The sequence below is a fragment of the Phytoactinopolyspora limicola genome, from assembly GCF_011320225.1.
GTDB lineage: Bacteria > Actinomycetota > Actinomycetes > Jiangellales > Jiangellaceae > Phytoactinopolyspora > Phytoactinopolyspora limicola.
In genome coordinates this window covers 977,178-996,751 of sequence record NZ_JAAOEN010000001.1, presented here as the reverse complement: position 1 = coordinate 996,751, position 19,574 = coordinate 977,178, and the positions used below count along the sequence as shown (strand labels likewise).

General features: G+C 68.1%; 16 protein-coding genes and 1 tRNA gene. 9 read left to right on the top strand and 8 right to left on the bottom strand.

The window, feature by feature from the left end; all coding sequences use genetic code 11:
* Positions 1–44: 44 nt before the first annotated feature.
* Together glp and galU are read right to left on the bottom strand one after the other, a co-directional pair.
* Positions 45–1,271: a molybdotransferase-like divisome protein Glp gene (gene glp, locus G8760_RS04855; RefSeq protein ID WP_166344814.1), complete on the bottom strand. Its 1,227-nt coding sequence runs from the start codon at positions 1,269–1,271 to the stop codon at positions 45–47.
* Between the two features lie 70 nt (positions 1,272–1,341).
* A complete protein-coding gene (gene galU / locus G8760_RS04850; protein WP_211198938.1) occupies positions 1,342–2,277 on the bottom strand; it encodes a UTP--glucose-1-phosphate uridylyltransferase GalU in 936 nt (311 codons plus the stop codon).
* A 73-nt stretch (positions 2,278–2,350) separates the two neighbouring features.
* On the opposite strand from galU, the gene G8760_RS04845 reads away from it, so the two are divergent.
* A complete protein-coding gene (locus tag G8760_RS04845; RefSeq protein ID WP_211198937.1) occupies positions 2,351–2,941 on the top strand; it encodes a 5-formyltetrahydrofolate cyclo-ligase in 591 nt (196 codons plus the stop codon).
* Between the two features lie 42 nt (positions 2,942–2,983).
* Here the strand turns inward: G8760_RS04845 and G8760_RS04840 are convergent, their stop codons facing one another.
* Entirely contained in the window at positions 2,984–5,611 is a 2,628-nt protein-coding gene (locus G8760_RS04840; protein WP_207782019.1) for a penicillin acylase family protein, read from the bottom strand.
* Between the two features lie 196 nt (positions 5,612–5,807).
* Between G8760_RS04840 and G8760_RS04835 the strand changes: the two genes are divergently transcribed.
* The 5 genes from G8760_RS04835 (at position 5,808) to mscL (ending at position 8,858) form a co-directional block, all read left to right on the top strand.
* Positions 5,808–6,428, top strand: coding sequence for a hypothetical protein (locus G8760_RS04835; protein ID WP_207782018.1), 621 nt, complete (start codon positions 5,808–5,810; stop codon positions 6,426–6,428).
* Complete coding sequence (locus tag G8760_RS29750; RefSeq protein ID WP_207782017.1) at positions 6,425–7,042, top strand: hypothetical protein; 618 nt, start codon at positions 6,425–6,427, stop codon at positions 7,040–7,042. Before G8760_RS04835 ends, G8760_RS29750 begins: the two co-directional genes overlap by 4 nt.
* A gap of 132 nt (positions 7,043–7,174) precedes the next feature.
* Positions 7,175–7,549, top strand: coding sequence for an FmdB family zinc ribbon protein (locus G8760_RS30745; protein ID WP_166347312.1), 375 nt, complete (start codon positions 7,175–7,177; stop codon positions 7,547–7,549).
* Positions 7,550–7,633: 84 nt separating this feature from the next.
* Complete coding sequence (locus G8760_RS04820; RefSeq protein ID WP_166347309.1) at positions 7,634–8,260, top strand: SAF domain-containing protein; 627 nt, start codon at positions 7,634–7,636, stop codon at positions 8,258–8,260.
* A gap of 211 nt (positions 8,261–8,471) precedes the next feature.
* Entirely contained in the window at positions 8,472–8,858 is a 387-nt protein-coding gene (mscL, locus tag G8760_RS04815) for a large conductance mechanosensitive channel protein MscL (RefSeq protein ID WP_166347305.1), read from the top strand.
* 93 nt (positions 8,859–8,951) lie between these two features.
* Here the strand turns inward: mscL and G8760_RS04810 are convergent, their stop codons facing one another.
* Positions 8,952–9,089, bottom strand: a complete 138-nt coding sequence (locus G8760_RS04810; RefSeq protein WP_166347302.1) for a hypothetical protein — start codon at positions 9,087–9,089, stop codon at positions 8,952–8,954.
* A gap of 106 nt (positions 9,090–9,195) precedes the next feature.
* Positions 9,196–10,350 carry an epoxide hydrolase family protein gene (locus G8760_RS04805; protein WP_207782016.1) on the bottom strand — a complete coding sequence of 385 codons (1,155 nt, stop codon included), beginning with the start codon at positions 10,348–10,350 and terminating at the stop codon, positions 9,196–9,198.
* 62 nt (positions 10,351–10,412) lie between these two features.
* On the opposite strand from G8760_RS04805, the gene G8760_RS04800 reads away from it, so the two are divergent.
* Positions 10,413–11,387 carry a helix-turn-helix transcriptional regulator gene (locus G8760_RS04800; protein WP_166347298.1) on the top strand — a complete coding sequence of 325 codons (975 nt, stop codon included), beginning with the start codon at positions 10,413–10,415 and terminating at the stop codon, positions 11,385–11,387.
* Between the two features lie 60 nt (positions 11,388–11,447).
* Here G8760_RS04800 and G8760_RS04795 read toward each other — a convergent pair whose 3' ends face one another.
* The gene (locus tag G8760_RS04795) at positions 11,448–12,257 is read right to left on the bottom strand and encodes an SAM-dependent methyltransferase (protein ID WP_166347295.1); all 810 of its coding nucleotides are present in this window, start codon (positions 12,255–12,257) and stop codon (positions 11,448–11,450) included.
* A gap of 232 nt (positions 12,258–12,489) precedes the next feature.
* Positions 12,490–16,686, bottom strand: coding sequence for a DUF4011 domain-containing protein (locus tag G8760_RS04790; protein ID WP_166347292.1), 4,197 nt, complete (start codon positions 16,684–16,686; stop codon positions 12,490–12,492).
* Positions 16,687–17,037: 351 nt separating this feature from the next.
* Between G8760_RS04790 and G8760_RS04785 the strand changes: the two genes are divergently transcribed.
* Positions 17,038–17,559 carry a hypothetical protein gene (locus tag G8760_RS04785; RefSeq protein ID WP_166347288.1) on the top strand — a complete coding sequence of 174 codons (522 nt, stop codon included), beginning with the start codon at positions 17,038–17,040 and terminating at the stop codon, positions 17,557–17,559.
* 151 nt (positions 17,560–17,710) lie between these two features.
* Positions 17,711–17,783: transfer RNA gene (locus tag G8760_RS04780), tRNA-Arg, on the top strand.
* A 95-nt stretch (positions 17,784–17,878) separates the two neighbouring features.
* On the opposite strand, the gene G8760_RS04775 is transcribed toward G8760_RS04780, so the two are convergent.
* On the bottom strand, positions 17,879–19,513 hold the full coding sequence (locus G8760_RS04775) for a chitinase (RefSeq protein ID WP_166347285.1): 1,635 nt from the start codon (positions 19,511–19,513) through the stop codon (positions 17,879–17,881).
* Positions 19,514–19,574: the final 61 nt, after the last annotated feature.

Genomic DNA, 19,574 nt, shown 5'->3' with positions numbered 1-19,574 from the left:
CGAGCCGTCGTCGGTGATGTGCGTGAGCCGCTCTGCCACGACGGTCAGTCCTTCCGGTGTTCCAGGCGCATCACGTCTACCACCTGGCCGGCCGCGACCTCGGTGACGTGTTCGGGGACCACAACGAGGGAATTGGCGTAGGCGAGATCGCCGATGCGGTGGGACTCTTGCCGGCCGAGGGGGGTTGCGAGGTAGGTGCCGTCCGATGCCGGCTGCAACCGGGCCCGGGCGAACTGCCGGCGCCCATCCGGGGAGCGCATCGTCTGCTGCAGAACGGCTTTGACGCTGGGCCGGTGCAGCCGGGTGGCGCCGAACATCTTGCGGATAGCCGGGCGGACGAACACCTCGAACGAGACGAATGCACTGACCGGATTGCCGGGCAGGGTGAAGATGGGGGTGGATTCCTCGCCGACGGTGCCGAATCCTTGCGGTTTGCCGGGCTGCATCGCGACCTGCTCGAACGCGACGGTGCCCAGTTGGGAGAGGACCTCTTTCACGACGTCATAGGCGCCCGCGCTCACCCCGCCGGTGGTGATGACCAGGTCGGCCCGGACGAGTTGGTCCTCGATCAGGCCCAGCAGGCGGTCGGGGTCGTCGGACACCGGTGGGATCCGGTAGGCGATCGCGCCGGCTTCCCGGGCAGCGGAGGTGAGGGTGAACGAGTTGGAGTCGGTGATCTGCCCCAGCGCCACGGGATGCCCAGGCTCGACGAGCTCACTTCCGGTGGAGATCACCACAACCCGCGGCTTGGGGCGCACGACGACCCGATCCCGTCCCACGGCCGCCAGCAGACCCACCTGCGCCGCGCCGAGGTAGGTACCGGCGCCGAGAACGACGTCGCCCTGGTTCACGTCCTCGCCGGCGCGCCGGATGTGGGCGCCGAGCTTGGCCGGCGACGAGATCCACACCCGGGCGGTACCGCCGTCGGTGTGTTCGACGGGCACTATGGCGTCGGCCCTGGCCGGCATCGGCGCACCCGTCATGATCCGCGCGCTCAGCCCAGGGCCGATGGCACTGACCTGGGTGTCGCCGGCGGCGATGTCGGCAACGACGGGCAACTCGACCGGCTCGTCCTCCGATGCGTCGGCGACGTCCTCCGCGCAGACCGCGTAACCGTCCATGGCGGAGTTGTCGAACTGTGGGAGCGGCCACGGCGCCACGACGTCCTCGGTCAGGACGCAGCCATGGGCGTCGAGCAGTTGGACGTCGAGCGCCGGAAGCGGCCGGATCGTCTCGAGGATGTCCGACAGGTGGTCAGCGACTCGTTTCACCTTGTGACCTCGGCAGATCGGGGGGTCGGTGGGGCACGGAAGGTGGGCGGGACCCCGCCAACATAGTTGGTCACCGGGTGTCCTCGGGTGGCAGGGCGGCCACGAACTCACGCAGCCAGGCTCGGAAGTCCGGCCCGAGGTCACTGCGCTCGCAGGCCAGCTGAACGGTGGTGCGCAAATAGTCTTGCCGATCGCCGGTGTCATAGCGGCGGCCACGGAACACGATGGCCCGCACCCCTCCGCCGGCTTCGGCCGGCATTCCCGCCAACGTCTTGAGCGCGTCGGTGATCTGGATCTCACCGCCCCGTCCTGGCGGCGTCTCCCGCAGGACGTCGAACACGGCCGGGTGCAGCACGTACCGGCCGATGATGGCGAGATTGCTAGGAGCGTCGGCCGGGTCGGGTTTCTCAACCAAGTCGGTGACCTCGACGACGTCGTCGGTGTCTCCCGGGCGCACCGCGGCGCACCCGTACAGGCTCACCTGCGACGGGTCGACCTCGATGAGTGCGACGACGCTGCCACCGTAGCGCTGCTGAACCTCGAGCATCGGCGCGAGGAGTGCGTCGCGCGGGTCGATGAGGTCGTCGCCGAGCATCACCGCGAACGGTTCGTCGCCGACGTGGCGCGCCCCGCACAACACGGCGTGGCCGAGGCCGCGGGGATCTCCCTGCCGGACGTAATGGATGTCGCCCAACACTTGCGACTGGCGGACGCGGTCGAGCCGCTGCTGGTCTCCCTTCTGCTCCAGCGCGGCTTCCAGCTCCCACGCGCGGTCGAAGTGGTTCTCCAGCGACTGCTTGTTGCGGCCGGTGACGAACAAGACGTCTTCGAGCCCGGCGGACACCGCCTCTTCGACGACGTACTGGATGGCCGGTTTGTCGACCACCGGGAGCATCTCCTTGGGGGTGGCCTTGGTGGCCGGCAGGAACCGGGTGCCCAACCCGGCAACGGTGATGACGACCTTGCGGACAGGTTTCTCGGCATCACTGTTCATGGCGGCGCTCATGTCGACACCTTACAAGGGCACCGGGCCGCGTCGGGGTCACCACACCCGCGGCCTGGAGCGGTAGCGTGGCAGCGTGCCAACCACGATCCGCGAAGCCAAGCGCGCACTACGCGAACGTCTGCGCGCCAACCGGTCCGCCTTGGACGCACACGCGCTGGCCGTCGCGGCTCGTGCGTTACGTGACTCGGTGCTCGAGTTGCCCGGTGTCGACTCCGCCGGCGCCGTCGCCGCCTACGTTTCGGTGGGCGACGAACCCGGCACCGGACCACTGATCGAGGAGCTGTCCGAACGCGGCATCGACATCCTCCTGCCCGTGCTGCAACCCGATTTCGACCTGGATTGGGCGCCGTACCGGGGTCCGTCGGCACTGGTCAAGGCCTCGCGGGGACTGCTGGAACCGGCCGGGCCAACCGCCGGCCCGGAGTCGGTGTTAGAGGTCGACGCCGTCATCTTGCCCGCGCTGGCCGTCGACCGCCGAGGCACCCGCCTGGGCCAGGGTGGCGGCTGCTATGACCGGGTGCTCGCCCGCCTCGGCGGCAGCAAACCGGCATACGTGCTGCTGCACGACGGAGAGCTGTTGGACATGCCGATACCCCGTGAACCACACGACGTCCCGGTCGACACCGTCGTGACTCCCTCCGGGGTCCATCGCATGCGCGGGTGAGGGCCCGGGCCCAGGAACCACGCCCGAGCGGCCCAGGCCGCGTCAGCGGATCTCGACGGGCTCACGCGGCACCAACGTCTGTACGTGTTGCTCGGCGGCACGCACCGCCGGTTCGCTCCACCGCATCGGCAACATCTGGCCGGTACGCCAGAGTTCGGTCTGGTCGCCATAGTGTCGATGATGTGGATGCCCGCTCACCCCGGTCAGGTCGATCCACTGGGAGTTGTCACGGTCGGCGAGATCAACCACCATCCGCATCGACGGCACCCAGGTGACGTCGTATCCGTCGGGGGCGAACCACGAGTTCGCCTGTACCGTTGCCGTTCCACCGCCCACGGCCACCGGCTTCCGGTTGACCAGCCACTCGACGAATCCGATACCGGAGGTGCCGAGTGTCTGGTCGGTGAGCGTGAGGGTGTGCGATCGGCCCCACTCCCACCTCTCGGGGTCCTTACCCTGCAGCTGGGTCAGCTCGTCCCGGGCGTCCTGCGCCGCCTGCAAGAGGATGTCGTCGCGGGTCTCGGTAGCGGCGGTGTCCACGTCGTTCCAGTACGGATCGTCCGGGTTCTCGACCAGGTCGCGTAGCACCTCGACCCACCTGCCGCCCCCACTGGGCCATTGGTCTTCGGGTAACTCATCGTGGAAGGTCAAAGCCAGCACGTGCCGCCAGACCGCGTTGAAGTACGCCGCCGGGCCCGACTCCGGTTCCTGGCGATAATCCCAGCCCCGCAGCATCCGCAGACCATCCCCGTAGTAGCCCTCGGGTGCGTCGAGTTCGGTGAGGTACGGGACGAGCATCTCGGCGGCCGCGCTGCGGGAGTCCATCTGCACCTCGACCATGGTGTCGACGTCGAGGTCACCCCTGGCCGCGGCCTCCTCCAGGAGATCGGAGATCCGGCCGGCCCGGTGCCCGGCGTCGAAGTCGGCGGTCAGGAAATACCGGTAGGCCGGGCTGGTGACCGGCTGGTTGGCCGTGACGATCATCCCGCTGTCCGGGTTCAGCACACTCGGCAGTTCGTCGAACGGGATGTAGCCCAGCCAGTCGTGGTCTCCGGTCCACCCGGGTACGGGGTAACGTCCGTCGCCGGTCGCTCGAACCGGGACCTTGCCAGGGGCCTGGTAGCCGATGTTGCCTTCGGTATCGGCGTACACGAGGTTCTGCGCGGGTACGTCGAACAAGGCGGCCGCGGCTTTGAACTCGTCCCACGTGCTGGCCTTGTTGAGCGCGAAGACCGCGTCGGCGGTAGACCCCGGATCGAGTGCGGTCCAGCGCAGCGCGACGCCGTAGTCCGTACCGTCGGGGCTGGTGTCAGTAGTACTTGGATCGGCCGGCGGCGCCTCATCGGACCATCCTGCCGAGTCGCGGGGTTCGTCGTCGTCAGCGTCGGAACCGACGGGCGCCTCGGACCCCACCCGACGCATCTCGTCGGAGTGGTCGGAAATGAGCGGGCCATGCCGGGTCGAGCGCACCGTGATATTCACGTCGTCACCGTCGGCCACTCTGATGGTCTCGTCCCGGACTTCCATCCGTTCCCAGCGCTCGCCGGTGCGATAGAGGTCGCCTTGCACTTCCTCCAGGTAGAGGTCGGTGACGTCGGCGCCCATGTTGGTGAACCCCCACGCGATGTCCGCGTTCTGGCCGATCACCACACCTGGGAGCCCGGAGAACGAGTAGCCGGTGACGTCGAACGGGCACTCGGGGCCGACGGTGCGGCAACGCAGACCGACCTGGTACCAGATCGACGGCATACTCGGCGCGAGGTGGGGGTCGTTGGCGAGGAGCGGCGCACCGGACGCGGTCAGCGAGCCGTCGACCACCCACGAGTTCGACCCGACACCGGTGCCGTGGCCCAGTACCGCGGGCCCGGAACGCAGCGCCGCGGCGGCCGAGCCGAGCGCGTCCTGGGCGTCGACGGCAACCGTCTCACCGTCGTCGTCGACCACCGTCAACGCGCCGGTGGTGGTGACGTGTTCGTCGTCGACGATGGGGGCGCCGACCTCGGGGCGGTACTCCGGATAGAGCTGCTCCACCCGGTCGATCGGCAGCGCGGTCGCCAGCAGAGCGCGGTCGACCTCGTCGGTGACGTTGCCGCGCAGGTCCCAGGCCATCGCCTTGAGCCAGCTGACCGAGTCGACCGGCGACCATCGCGCGGGGTTCGTATCGCCACCGATGACACCGAGCAGCGTGTAGGCGAAGCCGAGGTCGCCACCGGAGTTCTGGTCCAGCCAGGCGTTCACGCCATCGGCGTAGGCCTGCAGGTACCGCCGGGTTTCCGGCTCTAGCAGGGGCAGCTCCTTGCGCGCCACCTCACGCCAGCCGAGCGTCCGCACGAACGCGTCGGTCTCGACCTGGTCGGAACCGAATAGCTCGGAGAGCCGGCCGGAGGTGACGTGGCGGCGCACGTCCATCTCCCAGAACCGGTCCTGTGCGTGAACGTATCCCTGGGCGCGGAAGAGGTCCTCGGCGGTGTCGGCATAGATCTGCGGAATGCCGTATTCGTCGCGGACGACCTCGACCTCGCCGGTCAGCCGGGGAAGCTCGACGGTGCCCTCGTATTCGGGAAAGGGCCGGCGGATCGACCACACCGCCACGACGGTGACGGCCACCAGCGCGAGGATCAGAACCCCGGCGGTGGCCGACACGATGATGGTGATCCGGCGACGAGTCACCCGCACAGGTTAGGGGACGGCGCCGTCATACTCGATCCCCCCGCCCCATGATCATGAACACTTTGCCGTGCCATGGCACGGCAAAGTGTTCATGATCATGGGGCGGGGCTGGTGGCGGGAAAGGCTGAGGGCTTGCTTTTGTTAACGAAAGGCTTAAACCTTGCGCCCTGGTCGGCAAGGCTCTAGCGTTGACGACGTGGTGTACGTCCTCACGGTCGATCAGCGAGGCAGCCGCCGAGGCCGCGATCTGGTCGACGACGCCTTGACGCTGCTTCGGCAACGCAAGCCCGCACCGCTCCTCCATTTCGAACGAACCGCCGGCGACGAATTCCAAGGGGTCCTCGCCACCCCCGAGCACACGCTCGACACCGCCTTGACGTTGGCCCGCCAAGGCACCTGGAGTGTCGGCATCGGCACGGGAGCCGTCGACGAACCGCTCCCCACCAGCACCCGGTCCGCTCGCGGTCCCGCGTTCATCCACGCCCGACATGCCCTCGACACCGCCAAACTACGCCCCCACGGTGTCGCCGTCGGCGGAGTGAGCAGCCCGTCCACCCGTGACGCCGACGCCCTGATGGCCCTGCTCGCAGCGCTCATCTCCCGACGCACCGACGCCGGCTGGGATGCGGTGGACCTCGTCGAGGCCGGCCATACGATCACCGAGGCGGCCGACCAGCTGGGCATCAGCCGACAGGCCGTGGGCCAACGCCTGGCCGTCGCGTTGTGGCAGCAAGAACGCGACGTGCGCCCACTCGCCATCCGGTTGCTGGAAGAATCCGACCAGACCCCGCCGTCAGCACCGGAAGGTGACCGATGACCACCACCGTCATCGCACTCCTCGTCGCCACCACGGTTGTGGGTACGTGCCTCTGGTACGTCGTCGACCGCCACCGCGACGAGATTTCCGTCACCGGAGCCGTCCTCGCTGCCATAGTGCCGGCCCTACTACTGGGCGCCACCGCCCTGCTGGGTCTGGACGAGCTCGGCCCGAGCGACAACCAACAGCGCCTCATCGTCGCCATCGGCGTCACCGCGGCCGTACCCGGCGGCGGACTCCTGGCCACGGCCGCCCTCCGGCTGGCAGACCGGCGGGTCCACCCACCGCGGCCGAACCCGTCACCGGGGCCGCCGCCCCCGCCTCCCCCGCCTCCTTCCGGAACGGGAGCCTCGGCACCTCGACTCCAAACGGTCTCCGACCCGGACACGCTACGTGGGGGCGCCGCCATCGGCGCGTTGGAACGTGTCGCCGTCACCATCACGTTGCTAGCCGGCTGGCCCGAAGGGCTCGCCCTGATTCTCGCGGTCAAAGGCTTCGGCCGGTATCCGGAGCTCCGCAAGCCAGCAGCCCCGGAACGATTCATCATCGGCACCTTCGCGAGCATCCTGTGGGGGGTCGCCACGGCTGGTGTCGTGATCGCCTGTCGCACATGATCATTTCAAGCCCACGTGGACAAAACAGCCTTCGAAAGCGCATTATTAGCAGTCGGGGTCTACGAGTGCTAGCCGAGCGGTTCGGCATGATCTCAGCGGACCACCTGAGTTGACGCCCGGGAGGACCAGGAAGTGCCCACGTACCAGTACACCTGCACCGACTGCGGAGAGCCGCTGGAGGTCGTACAGAGCTTCACCGATGACGCCTTGACCGAGTGCCCGAAGTGCGAGGGCAGGCTGCGCAAGGTGTTCTCCGCGGTTGGGGTCGTGTTCAAGGGCTCCGGGTTTTACCGCACCGACAGCCGCGACTCGTCGAACGGCTCGTCGAAGAGTCCGGCCAAGAGCACCGCGTCCAGCGACTCATCGACCAGCAGCGACGGATCGAGCAGCGACAGCTCCGCGAGCTCCAGCTCCACGTCTGACTCGAGTTCGTCAGGTTCGGCTAGCAGCACCAACGGGTCCAGTTCCTCGAGCAAGACACCCGCGCCGTCGACCACGTCGAGCTGACCACCGCAGGTCCGCAAAGATTCCTCGAGTTTGCCCTGTGGATAACGCCTTGCCGTGCGGCGGCAGCGCTTACTGTCACGTGTCATGGACAACGGGCGTATACATCTCACCCGGTGGGTCCGAGCGGTCGGATGGCATCGCCGACTGCTCGCCGCCGGCTTAGCCGCGGCCGCCGCCGCGCTGGCCATCCACGTGATATCCCCCACACCCCCGGCAGGTGTCGACGTTCTGGTAGCCGCCCGTGACCTCAGCGGTGGTGAACCGATCCACGCCGACGACATCACCACCGTCGCCCTTCCGCCAGACACCCTCCCCGGCGGTCTGGTCGGCGCATCCGACGTGATCGACCGCGTTCTCGCCGGTCCGGTCCGGGCCGGTGAACCCATCACCGACCGCCGGCTCCTCGGCCCGGCCTTACTCGACGGATGGGGGAGCGATCTCGTAGCGGCGCCCGTTCGGGTCACCGACGCTGGCGCCGCGACGCTCATCCGGACCGGCGACCGGATCGACCTGCTCGCCGCCGGTGGCGAAGCACTGACCGGGGCCCACGTCGTCGCCTCGGACGTGCCCGTACTGACGGTCTTGACCACCGACGGGGGCGCACTAGCCGAGGGGGCGCTGCTCGTCGTTGGCGCTACCGCCGATCAGGCGGCCGATCTGGCCCAGGCCGCGGTCACCGCACGGCTCTCGTTCACCATCGGCCCGGGCTGAGGCCACCGGCCAGGGAGCCGTGGGATAGCCGCCCCGAGGTCGCTGCGGAGCCGCCCACACCCGAACCCACGGGGTTTCAACGAGCGCGTGGACCACAACACGGCTAACCTGTCGCCGACACCACGTCCTGAGGCCGCGTGCGGGTCTGGTCGCCTCCATCCCTGGGGCCGCCCGGCGCCCACCCGGCCCGAGTTGCACGGAGGAACACACCATGCTCAAGGGCTTCCGCGACTTCATCAGCCGCGGCAACGTCGTCGACCTGGCGGTCGCGGTGGTCATCGGCGCAGCCTTCACAGTCGTCATCAACTCGGTGGTCGACGGCCTGATCAATCCGCTCGTGGCGGCCATCTTCGGTGAGCCGGACCTCACCCAGGTGGCCACGTTCGAGATCAACAACGCGCAGTTCTCGATCGGATTGATCCTCGACGCTCTGTTCAACTTCCTGATCGTCGCCGCCGCCATCTACTTCGTCGTCGTCGTACCGATCAACAAGCTCCGCGCGCTCAAGGCGCAGCAGGAAGCCGAAGAGGCCGAAGAGGTCGCCGAAGAGGTGGCGCTGCTGCGGGAGATCCGCGACGAACTGCGCGCCCGCCGCTAAGCCCCCCTCCCGGTGATCATTGGCTTTTGACTACCGAATTCGGTGGTCAAAAGCCAATGATCACCGGGAGGGAGGAGAGAAGGGGCGGTCGTCCTACCAGTGTGGTGGGCGTTCGTCGAGCAGCCGTTGGTCGTTCGACGTGTCGTCGTCGCCCCAGCCGCCGGGCGACTCGTCCTCTGTGACATCGGGGAGGACGTCGAAATCGTCTTCCCATCCACTCGGTGTACTCACCGTTCCCCACTCCTGTAGCCGTCAACCTTCACCACCAGCGTAGGACCGGATCGGCTCCACCGGCCGCCGGGTGTGAAGATCGTTCAACCTGTCCTCCGTCGACTGGTCACCGCACCAGATCGAAGAAGGTCCGAACGTCGTCGACCAGCAACTCCGGCACCTGGTGGGCGGAGTAGTGACCGCCGCGGTCATAAGTGCTCCACTGGACGACGTTGGTGTGGTCGCGGTCGGCGAAGCGGCGGATCGACGTGAAGTCGTCGGCGAACCCGGCCAGGCCCAGCGGTCGCGTGGTGGGTTCGGTCGGGTGTTCGGCGTGGGCATCCTCGTAGTAGAACCGCGCCGCCGACGCACCCGTGTTGGTCAACCAGTACAGCATGACGTTGGTCAGGATGAAGTCGTCGCTGACCGCGTCGGCGCCGAACAACTGCGCACTCCAGGCCAGCTGCCCCGCCGGCGAATCGGCGAGGGCGTGCGCCAGGTTCTGCGGCTTGGTGGATTGCAGCTGGTTGAACGCTCCCATCTCCTCCCAGAACCACTTCAGGCGCTCCATCGCGGCCATCTCGTCGTTGGTCATCCCCTCGAACTCGGACGGATCTCCGGTGGGGAACGAGAAGACCTGGGTCACGTGGACGCCGGCGACCTTCTCCCCGGCCACGCGACCCAACTCCGGGGCGATCAACGATCCGGCGTCATTGCCGTGGGCTCCGTAGCGCTCGTAGCCGAGACGGTGCATCAGCTCCGCCCACGCCGCGGCGATCCGGCTACGGCCCCATCCCTTTTCCGTCGTCGGCCCGGAGAATGCGAAACCCGGGATTGATGGGATGACTAGGTGGAACGCCATAGACGGGTCGCCACCGTGTGCCCGCGGGTCGGTGAGCGGTCCGATGACGTCGAGGAACTCGACGATGGAACCCGGCCAGCCGTGGGTGAGGATCAGCGGGAAGGCGTCCGGCTCGGGAGACCGGACGTGGAGGAAGTGCACGTTCTGGCCGTCGATCTCGGTGGTGAACTGCGGGTAGGAGTTCAACGTGGCTTCCCACTCGCGCCAGTTGTATCCGTCCTTCCAGTAGTCCACCAGCCGGCGCACGAACTCGACCGGGACACCGTAGTCCCAGCCGGCATCGGGGAGTTCCTGGGTGAGGCGGGTGCGGACCAGCCGGCTCTGGAGGTCGTCGAGTTCGTCCTGCGGGATGTTGATGGTGAAGGGGTGGATCTGCGCGGAGGCGGTGATGTGCTGGGGAGTAGCCGTGGAGTTCGTCATGTGAAGAACGGTAGAAGCCATTGCGGCAAGGTTCTTTCCGCAATAGCTGGCATTCTTGAAGAATGTTGGAAACATCGGCTCGGCTACTCCGGTTGCTGTCACTCTTACAGGCCCGGCGGGAGTGGACCGGTTCGCAACTGGCTACCCGGCTGGGCGTGAGTGCCCGCACCATCCGCAACGACGTGGAGAAGCTGCGCTCGCTCGGCTATCCGGTGAACGCCGCCCCCGGAGCGTCCGGTGGGTACCACCTCGGGGCCGGCGCCGACCTGCCCCCGCTGCTTCTCGACGACGAAGAGGCTGTCGCGGTGGCTATCGGGCTGCGCACGGCGGCCGGCGGCGCGGTCGACGGCATCGAGGAGACGTCGGTACGGGCGTTGGCCAAACTCGAGCAGGTGCTGCCGTCGCGGCTGCGCCGTCGAGTGAACGCGCTGCAGAGTCAGACCGTCGCAGTCCCATACGACCAGCCCGCCCCGGTGGTGAACGCGGAGGTCCTGGCCGCCATCTCACTCGCCTGCCGGGACCACGAGCGGCTCCGATTCGGTTACCAGAGCCACGGCGGGGAGGCGACCAGCCGGTCGGTGGAGCCATATCGGTTGGTTCGGTGGGGCCGTCGTTGGTACCTCGTCGCTTGGGACCTGGCCCGCGCCGACTGGCGCACGTTCCGGGTCGACCGGATCACCAGCTGCCATCCCGTCAGCGCTCGGTTCATGCCTCGTGACCTTCCCGACGACGATCTAGCCGCCTACGTCGCGCGGCAGGTGTCCGTCGCACCCCGCCGATATCAAGCCACGTTCCGCCTACATGCATCGGTCGAGCAGATGCGGGCTCGGCTGCCGGCCGCCGTCGGGACACTGGAAGAGATCGACGCGTCGACCTGCCTACTGCGCAGCGGCAACGATTCCCTCGACGAACTCGCCGTGCACATCGGGATGGCCGGTGTCGACTTCGAGGTCCTCGAACCACCCGAGCTGATCGACCACGTCCGTACGCTGGCAGAACGCTACAGTCGGGCAACCCGATCCGGGGATGCGCGGTGAGGGGCGGCTACACCTGGCGGCGGACGTTCTCGAAGGGCGAAGCTGCGCCGCACACCGGCGTCACGGCTTGCGGGCGATCCCAGCCCAGTAGTATGCGGCGTTCGGGTCGGCCGGCGGTTCCCCGTCCGGACGCCACCCCAGCACCGGCACGACACCTGGGTCGACGACGTCGAGTCCGGCGAAGAGCGACCCTTCGATATCCACCTTGCTGCGGCTGGCGAGGGTGATGCCAGCCTGCCCGGCGGCGGCCGCCGCGGCGTCGAACGCCGCGCGGTCGAAGTCGGCGCTCGGATGGGTGATGGCCAGGTAGCTCCCGGACGGTAGCGCGTCCAGCAGAGTCGACACCCACCGCTGGGGCTGCTCGGCGTCGGTGAAGTACATGAGGATAGCCACCATGATCAGGCCCACCGGCTGGCTCAAGTCGAGGGTCTTCGCCAGCGCCGGATGCTCCAGGATGGCTTCGGGCTCGCGCAGGTCGCCCAGGATGAATTCGGTCCGGCCCTCCGGTGTGCTCGTCATCAGGGCTCGAGCGTGGGTCAGCACCAGGGGGTCGTGATCGACGTAAAGGATCCGGCAGTCGGGTGCGACCTTCTGGGCCACCTCGTGAACGTTACCGGCGGTGGGAATGCCGGTGCCGATGTCGAGGAACTGGCGGACGCCGGCCTCGGCCGTCAGGTAGTGCACAGCGCGGCCGAGGAACGCCCGGTTGGCGCGGGCCATAGCCGGCAGAGTCGGGATCACCTCGATCATCGCCTCGCCGAGGGCCCGATCGGCTGGAAAGTTGTCTTTGCCGCCGAGCCAGTAGTCGTAGACGCGGGCCGAGTGGGCGACGGATACGTCGATGTCCGGGCGGGATGGGTCTAACGACATGGTGAGACGTCCTGTTCCTGCGGGGCTTCACAAATACCGTGGACACATATACAAGCAGACGAACCGCGCCAAACCAAGATCAGATCGTCCGGTATCGCATCGCCACCTCCCGGTGATCGTCGCCGGTTTCCGGTCGCTCTAGCGCCAGTTTTGGGTTCGACGAACGGCGGGGAGCGACGCGAAAGCAGCAACGATCACCGAGGGTGACCCTCCACGGCCGGACGGGCGGAACTCAAGCGGTTGATGGAGCCGGCGGATATCCGGCCCGCGACACCCGCACGGCGTGCCGCAGGACGTCGCGGGTTCGGGGGTCGTCCATCGACAGACCCAGCTCCACGGCGACGAGGTCGACGACGTGGTCTTCACGCCGGTTCAGTCCGTCCGACTCGACCCAACGGGCCAGCCCGGAAAGCTCCCGACAGGTGTAGTCGGAAAGCTCGCGACCCGCACCTATGGACGGCCGTGCACCTACACGTCGCGGACCCGTAGCCGTGAGGCCGGCCGCATCCGATAGACCGTCGGCCGGCTCACCGTCGACCTCGCCGCCGTCGACCTCGCCGCCGACGACCTCGCCGCCGACGACGTCGGACCCGCCGGAGGCTGAACCGGCGACAAGCTCACCGTCGCCGGCAGCACCGCTGTTCACGTCAGCCTCGTGGGTTGCCTCTCCAGTGTTGGGCGGCACCACTGCGGCAGTCGGTTCCAGTTCGGCTTCCTCCGGCATCCCGGCCACGACGTCAGCCTCGGCCGCCGCCACCGCCCAGTCATAGGCGTCCGCTGCCGCAACCGCGTCTTCGTACGCTCGGACCAACCGCTTTCCCTCGTTCTCCGGATCGGCCGACCACGCCGCCGCCCATACCCGGTGCACGCTCCACCCCAGCCGCTCGAGCTGAGCTGGCCGGATCCGCTCACGTTCCCGCGCCGGCCGGGCGGCCGCTCCTCCTGGCGAATCGGTCTCGACGGCCAGCACATACCGGTCTTGGCGGGTGGGGTGCCGGGCCGCGACTGCCACACCGCCCGGCCCGCCGTAGCCGACCTCGACCACTGCACCGGCCTGCCGTAGGCGATGGGCGATCGCCTCGGCCAAAGCATCCGCCGATGGCGCCGGCCCGTCCGGGACGACCCGGGCGCCGCTTTCGACGTACGTCAAGAACTCGCCGAGCGCCTGCGCACCCGGAGTGGTGAGCCGGCGCGGGCTGAGGTCGTCAGCGCCGAACGTCGACACTACGGTCAGGCGTTCCCGCGCTCGAGTGGACGCTGAGACCAACCGGCGTTCTCCACCGGGCCGGCCCAGCGCACCGAAGCGGTAGAGGATACGGCCGTCCACCGACCGTCCGTAGCCGAGGCTGAGGATGATGGCGTCTCGGACGTCGCCGGCCGCACGTTCGACGTCCTTGACGAAGAACGGCTCAGCACGGTCTTCACGCAGTAGCGGAGCGACGTCTGGCGCGCGGACCAGGCTGCGCCGCAGCGCCGCGTCGAGCCGCTCGGCATGCCGCGGCCCCAGAGTGACGATCCCCAGGCTCTCGTGCGGGCGGTTGCGCAGGTGCTGCAGCACCAGTTCGACGACGCGCTTGACCTCCGCGGACGAGCTGTCGACGGGGTCGTCGCCGCCGGCCGGCGCGTCCACCAGGTCGAGGAGGACCCGCTCGTTGCCCCCGGCGCCGGGGACGGTCACGAGCCGGTTGGCGTAACCTGCCTGGACGGCGAAGCCCACCAGGCGGTCGTCGCGGAACCGGTGTTGTCCGTGGAGGTGGCGGGTTGGCAGCACCGGCCGTAGGACCTCGGCCACTGACGCCGGCGGGTCTCCGGCCCACGGTCCTTCCAACTCGTCCGGATCCGGCGCCGGCTCGAACGCCGTGGTAAACGCGGGCAGTGCTACGTCGTCGTCGGCGATCACCACGACGCGGCTGCCCCGGGCGATCGCCGGGACCGCCTGGGCCACGGTCAGCCGGGCGGCGTCCTCGATGATCACCACGTCGAACAGCGGGCGGGGTGGCAGGATCCGGGCCACGTCCAATGGCGACATCATCCAGCACGGCACCGCGGCCAGGGCGACATCCGGCGCGGTCTCGAGCAAGGTCTTCGGTGCGGATGCCGCGTCCAGGGCACCGCCGACGGCACCGGCCAGAACCTCGGCCTGCCCTTCGTAGTCTTCGCAGACCGCGGCGAAACGTTCCGCTCGTGCGCTGCGGACCCGCGTCGCTGCCGCCAACACGTCGGCGACGTCGGCGCCACGGAACTCCTCGATGGCACGCCGGTGCGCGGCGTCGTCGAAGCGGCTCAACGCGGCGTCGGTGGCCTTCCACTCGTCGAGTAGCGATGCGAGCCACGCATATTCCAGCACCTGCTCGACACCGTCGGGGCGGGTCTTTCGCCGCCGCAAGTCGGCCAGCAGCTCGTCGAGACCAGCCGCGGACAGTTTGGCTTCTAGTTTGAGCAATCGGGGCATCGCCCGGAGATGCCGCTCGTCCGCGGCCAGGGCGGCCAAGCGTCGGCCGACCTCGACGAATGGTAGTCCTTCCAAGCCCTGGGTACGCGGGTTCGCCGCAGCCAGTACCCCAAGGCGGCGACGGACCGTGGTGACCGCTTCGGCCGCACGGGGCAGATACTCGCCGGTGCGCGGAGGCCGGCCGTCGCGGGACCATTTCTTCCAGCGGGTGAGCTGATCGGACGCCTCGACCAAGGCGGCGTGTACGGACTCCCGGTGCTGCCGGCCGTACCGACCGGACAGCTCAGCGGCACGTCGGCGGAGCCGCCGGCGAGCCAGGAACCCGGGGCGGCCGGCGCCCTCCGATGTGCCCGTGCGGGTACCGGTGGCCGCGGCGAGGTCAGCCAGGGGCTCCGACCAGATCCCGGGGCCGAATATCTTGAGTGTGCGCTCGACGGACAGGAGCAGGTCGACCACGTCGGCGCATTCTTCGACTGAATTCGGCCCGGTCAGCCCCACCTCGACCGCCGCGCGCGTAGCCAGGTCGCGCAGCTGGCCCAGGTGGGTGTCGCGCAGCCCGACCACCGTCATTCCGAGTGAGTCGGCGGTGTCGGCACTTGGGATGTCCGAGCCATACCAGGGCGAGCCGTCTTCGGTGAGGGTCAACCCTTCCAGCTGGGCGTATTCGAGCAGAGCTGACGTGACGTCGGCGAGGCCAGTCTCACCCTGGATGGCCCCGGTTGGGATCCGCACCGACGTGCGTGCACGCTGAGGCGCGGTAGCGGTACGGACCAGCGCCTGGTAGGCGCTGATGCCACCCGGCTGCCGGTTGCGGTGCATGGCGTCGCGGTAAGCGTCGAGTTCTGCGGCCAACTGGCCGGCGTCGGGAGCGCCCGGTGGCGGGTGACCAGGTTCGATAGCGTCCTGGTCGAGCGCCTCGCGTAGCTCACGTGCGGTCTCGGTGACGTGGCGGACCGCCTCGGTCGACGACGTTACGCCGGCGTCGAGGAGCACGTCGTCCAAGCCAGCGGCCGCAAGCCGGGTGGCGATATCGCCGAGGGCGGCCCGCTTCTGCCCAACGATCAGGACCTTCTGACCGCGGCCGACGAGTTCGGCGACCATCCCGGCCACGACCTGTGTGCGCCCGCTGCCGGGCGGGGCGTCGACCAGAAGGTGCCCACCACCGGCTACGGCCGAGATCACCTCGCGCTGGTGTATATCGGTGTCGAAGGCGAGGTAGCGCGGCTGGTCGGTGGTGAGCGTCGCGCCGAGGCGGGCTCCGGCTTTCTCGTCGCCGGCCAGCGCTGCCACGACGTCATGCTGCCCAAGCTCCGCGCTGAGGTCTTCGATGTCTCGGCTGAGCAGAAGCGGCGCGGTGGCGAAGGTGGCGAGCACGGCTCGATGCGCGATGGAGAAACCGTCGACGACGTGCGCCGGCGCGAACTCACGTAGCCGCTCGACCACTGTCGGATACTTCAGGTGCCCCGAGTGATCGCGGAGGTCGTCGGCCTGGAAGCGCAGACCGAGCTGGGCGTCCAGGGCATGCAACAGCACCGGGTTGACGATGGACTCGTCGGCGACACTAATGACGAAGTCGGTCTCCGCGGGGTCGCGGGCGACCACCGTGGCCTGCCGCAACAGTACGGGAGCGGTGGGCCGGTGAGCGACGAACGGGTTCGACCAGGTGGCGACGCCGATGGCGAGCAGGCACGCGCCGATGCCGCGTTCTTCGGCCAGCTCCCGAGCCTTGTCCCGGATCGCGCGGATCGAGCGCAGCGCGGAGCTGCGCAGCGGCTCGTGAGGAAACAGCTTGGACAGCGCGACCTGGTCACCCTCCATCAAGAGGCGGCGCGCTTCCGGATCAGCGGCGGCAAGATCGAGCGTGCCGACCTTGAGATCCCGGAACGAAAGCAGCGGGTCGCGCCCACCGAGGGCGGCAAGCTCGTCCTTCCACCGCTGCACCACCTCGACGACACCTTCGCTCTGACTCGCGCTCACTCCGTCGAGAGTAGTTCAGAGACTCGCGGGAGCCACGCAGACAAGCCGGGGAGGCCGACGAAACCGGTGATCATCAGGACTTTCCCGTCCCCTCGGCGCACCCCGGGGTCAGGCCATGGGGAAGGGACGGTCATGTCCTGGCAAACCCGATGCCGACCGGCGTAGCCTTCGACGTGAACTTCGGTCCGGATCGGATCCGTCCCCCCGTCCACCCGTCCGCCCTGCGACACGGCCATGACCACCGGGGCACTGGACATAGGCGACGGACAGGCTAGAGTGGCGCGGCGTGACGGGGTATCACTACTCCGGCGTCCTTCGGTGCCGGACCTTCGCAGTCTGTGAGGAGTCTTGGTGAAACTACTCGAGGAAGTCAGCACAGCGCCGACTCCACGACCGTCGGGCAAGCGAGTCGTCGTGACGATGACCGCGACGCTGCTCCTCGTCATCGCCGCCACCTATTTCGGTTACACCATGCTGACGGGTCCCGGCTCCGAGGCGGACGAGAACGCGCCGGTGACGATGAGCGTCTGGGTAGAGGAGGCCAGCGCGGCCTGCCACACCGTCGCCGAGGAACACCCCGTCCTCACCCAAGGCGACGACACTCGGGTCGACAGCGACAACGTCGTCCGAGTCGCCGCCGGCGTCCAGTCGCTCGACGCGAGGATCAACGACCTCTCGCCGCTGGCCGATACCGCCGACCAGAACGCGGTCGAGCCGATCATCGCGCTGGGTGCTCCCGCCCGAGACGCATGGAACGCCATTGAGGCCGACGACGCTGGATCCGCCGACGATCGCGCCGACGCGTCCCAGTTGACCAGTACTTTCGTGAACGGCTTGGTCGAGTTGGGCGCCGAATGCGGCGTCCTCGACTAAGCCAGTGACGAACATTCAGCACAGCCGCACAGGGCCAGCTGACCGGCCCACTCGTATCGATGTGATCGCCGATGCGACTGGTCCGTCCCAGGACTAGTACCCTGTACGAGCGCGCCGACGGCGGGCCTTCCCGGCCGTCGGGCGACCAACGGCCCCCGTAGCTCAGGGGATAGAGCATCCGCCTCCTAAGCGGAGTGCCGCAGGTTCGAATCCTGCCGGGGGCACCCACCCCGTTCCCGTGATCGTTGGCTTTTGACTACCGGATCCGGTAGTCAAAAGCCAACGATCACGGGTGTGGGGCTACCGTTCTCGTCGCTGTTCATTCCGGGATCGACAGCGTGTCCAGATGTGGCCAGACGGTGTTGGCGAAGTTGTAGCCGTTGGTGGCATCCCAGTTGATCGACCAGGTCATCGCACCACGGATGCCGGGATAGGTGGTGGGCGGCGTGAATCGTCCACACCTGATGCCGGATTCGAGGCAGTCAAGTGCTGCGTTGACCACCGCGGGATTCACGTACCCCCCGCCGGCTGCGGATCGCGTGGCTGGTAGCCCCAGACCAACCTGTTCGGGTGCCAACCCATTCTCGAGTTGGAGGCAGGCGAGCGCCGCGATGAACTCCACACTGCCCTGTGCATAGACGTTGCCGTCGCAGCCGTTCATCGTGCCCGAGTTGTAGTACTGGGTGTTCACCACGGTCAGGATGTCGCTGATGCTCAACGCGAGGCGGAAGTAGCTGCTGGTGGGAAACTGCATGTCCAGTGTTTGCGGGGCCATGGCGATCACGAGGTCCGGCCCGACCCGGTTGGACAATTGCCGCAGCGCCGATTCCAGATGGGTCGGGCTGATGCCGTGTTCGAGGTCGATGTCGACTCCGTCGAAGCCGTATTCCTGCATGAGCGCGTGGAGACTGTCGGCGAAGTTGTTGGCCCGTTGTTGGGTGTCGACGCGGACATTCCCGGCTTCACCACCAACGGAGAGGATCACCGCGGTGCCCTGGTTCTGCAGGTGCCGGATGTCGGCGATGAGGTCCGCGTCGGTGTAGCCGCCCAGGGCGTCCGAGACCTCATGAGAAACGGAGAACTCGACGCCGCCGGGGACGACGGGATCCTCCGTGCCGAAGGCGACGGCGACGAGGTTGTATTCACTCGGTATGTCCGCGAGCGGAATAACCGTGGAGTTGTTGTTGAAGTTGTGCCAGTAACCGGTGAGCAGCCGATCAGGTAATCCGTCACCAGGGGGTGTAGGCGTGGGAGTAGGCGTAGGGGTCGGCGTCGGTGTTGGTGTGGGCGTCGGAGTTGGCGTCGGCCCGCCCCCGTTTCCGGCGGGTGTCACCGAGATCGCCGATACCGTCGCGTAGTTGGCCCCACCACTGATGGTGAACCCCACCGACAACTGCCCACCCGTCGCTGACGCCTCGAACGAGCGGTCACACGCCCTCGCCGCTCCGCATTCGGCGAAGATGTCGAATCTGCGCAGCACAGTATTGCCGTCGACGTCGACGTCGAACACGCGTTGCCCTGGAGCGTTGGCCCAATCCTCGACCATCTTGACCGTTATCAGGTAGTCGCCGTCGGGCACGTCGAAGGTATATCCGGCGCCCGCGGCGAACAGGTTGTAGCTCTGGTACAACGCGTCGTCGTTGGTACCGGAGACCGGCGACGACATAGTTCCCGAGCCGAAGACGAGGCCGTGTCCCCAGCCTCCAGGGGAGTGCGGTTGATCAGCTGACCAGACCAGCCCGCCGGTGTCGGTGTACGCCCCGCCGTTCGCGTTGACGTGGACGGATGTGTCGCTGCTGGGGTCGGCGGACCCCTGCGCTGCCGAGACGAGGGCGCTGGATGCCAGCACACCCCCCGCGGCCACAGCGGCTACGACGACCGACGTCGTGGCCTTGCTCAGGAACGGACGGTTCTGGCCCAGGTTGGAAGAAGTGGGAGCGGCGGGTCTGTTCATGGCGGGTCCTCACTGGCCGGCTTGGTTCTGAACTGCGGCGATCCGGGCAGTCGGCCGAGCG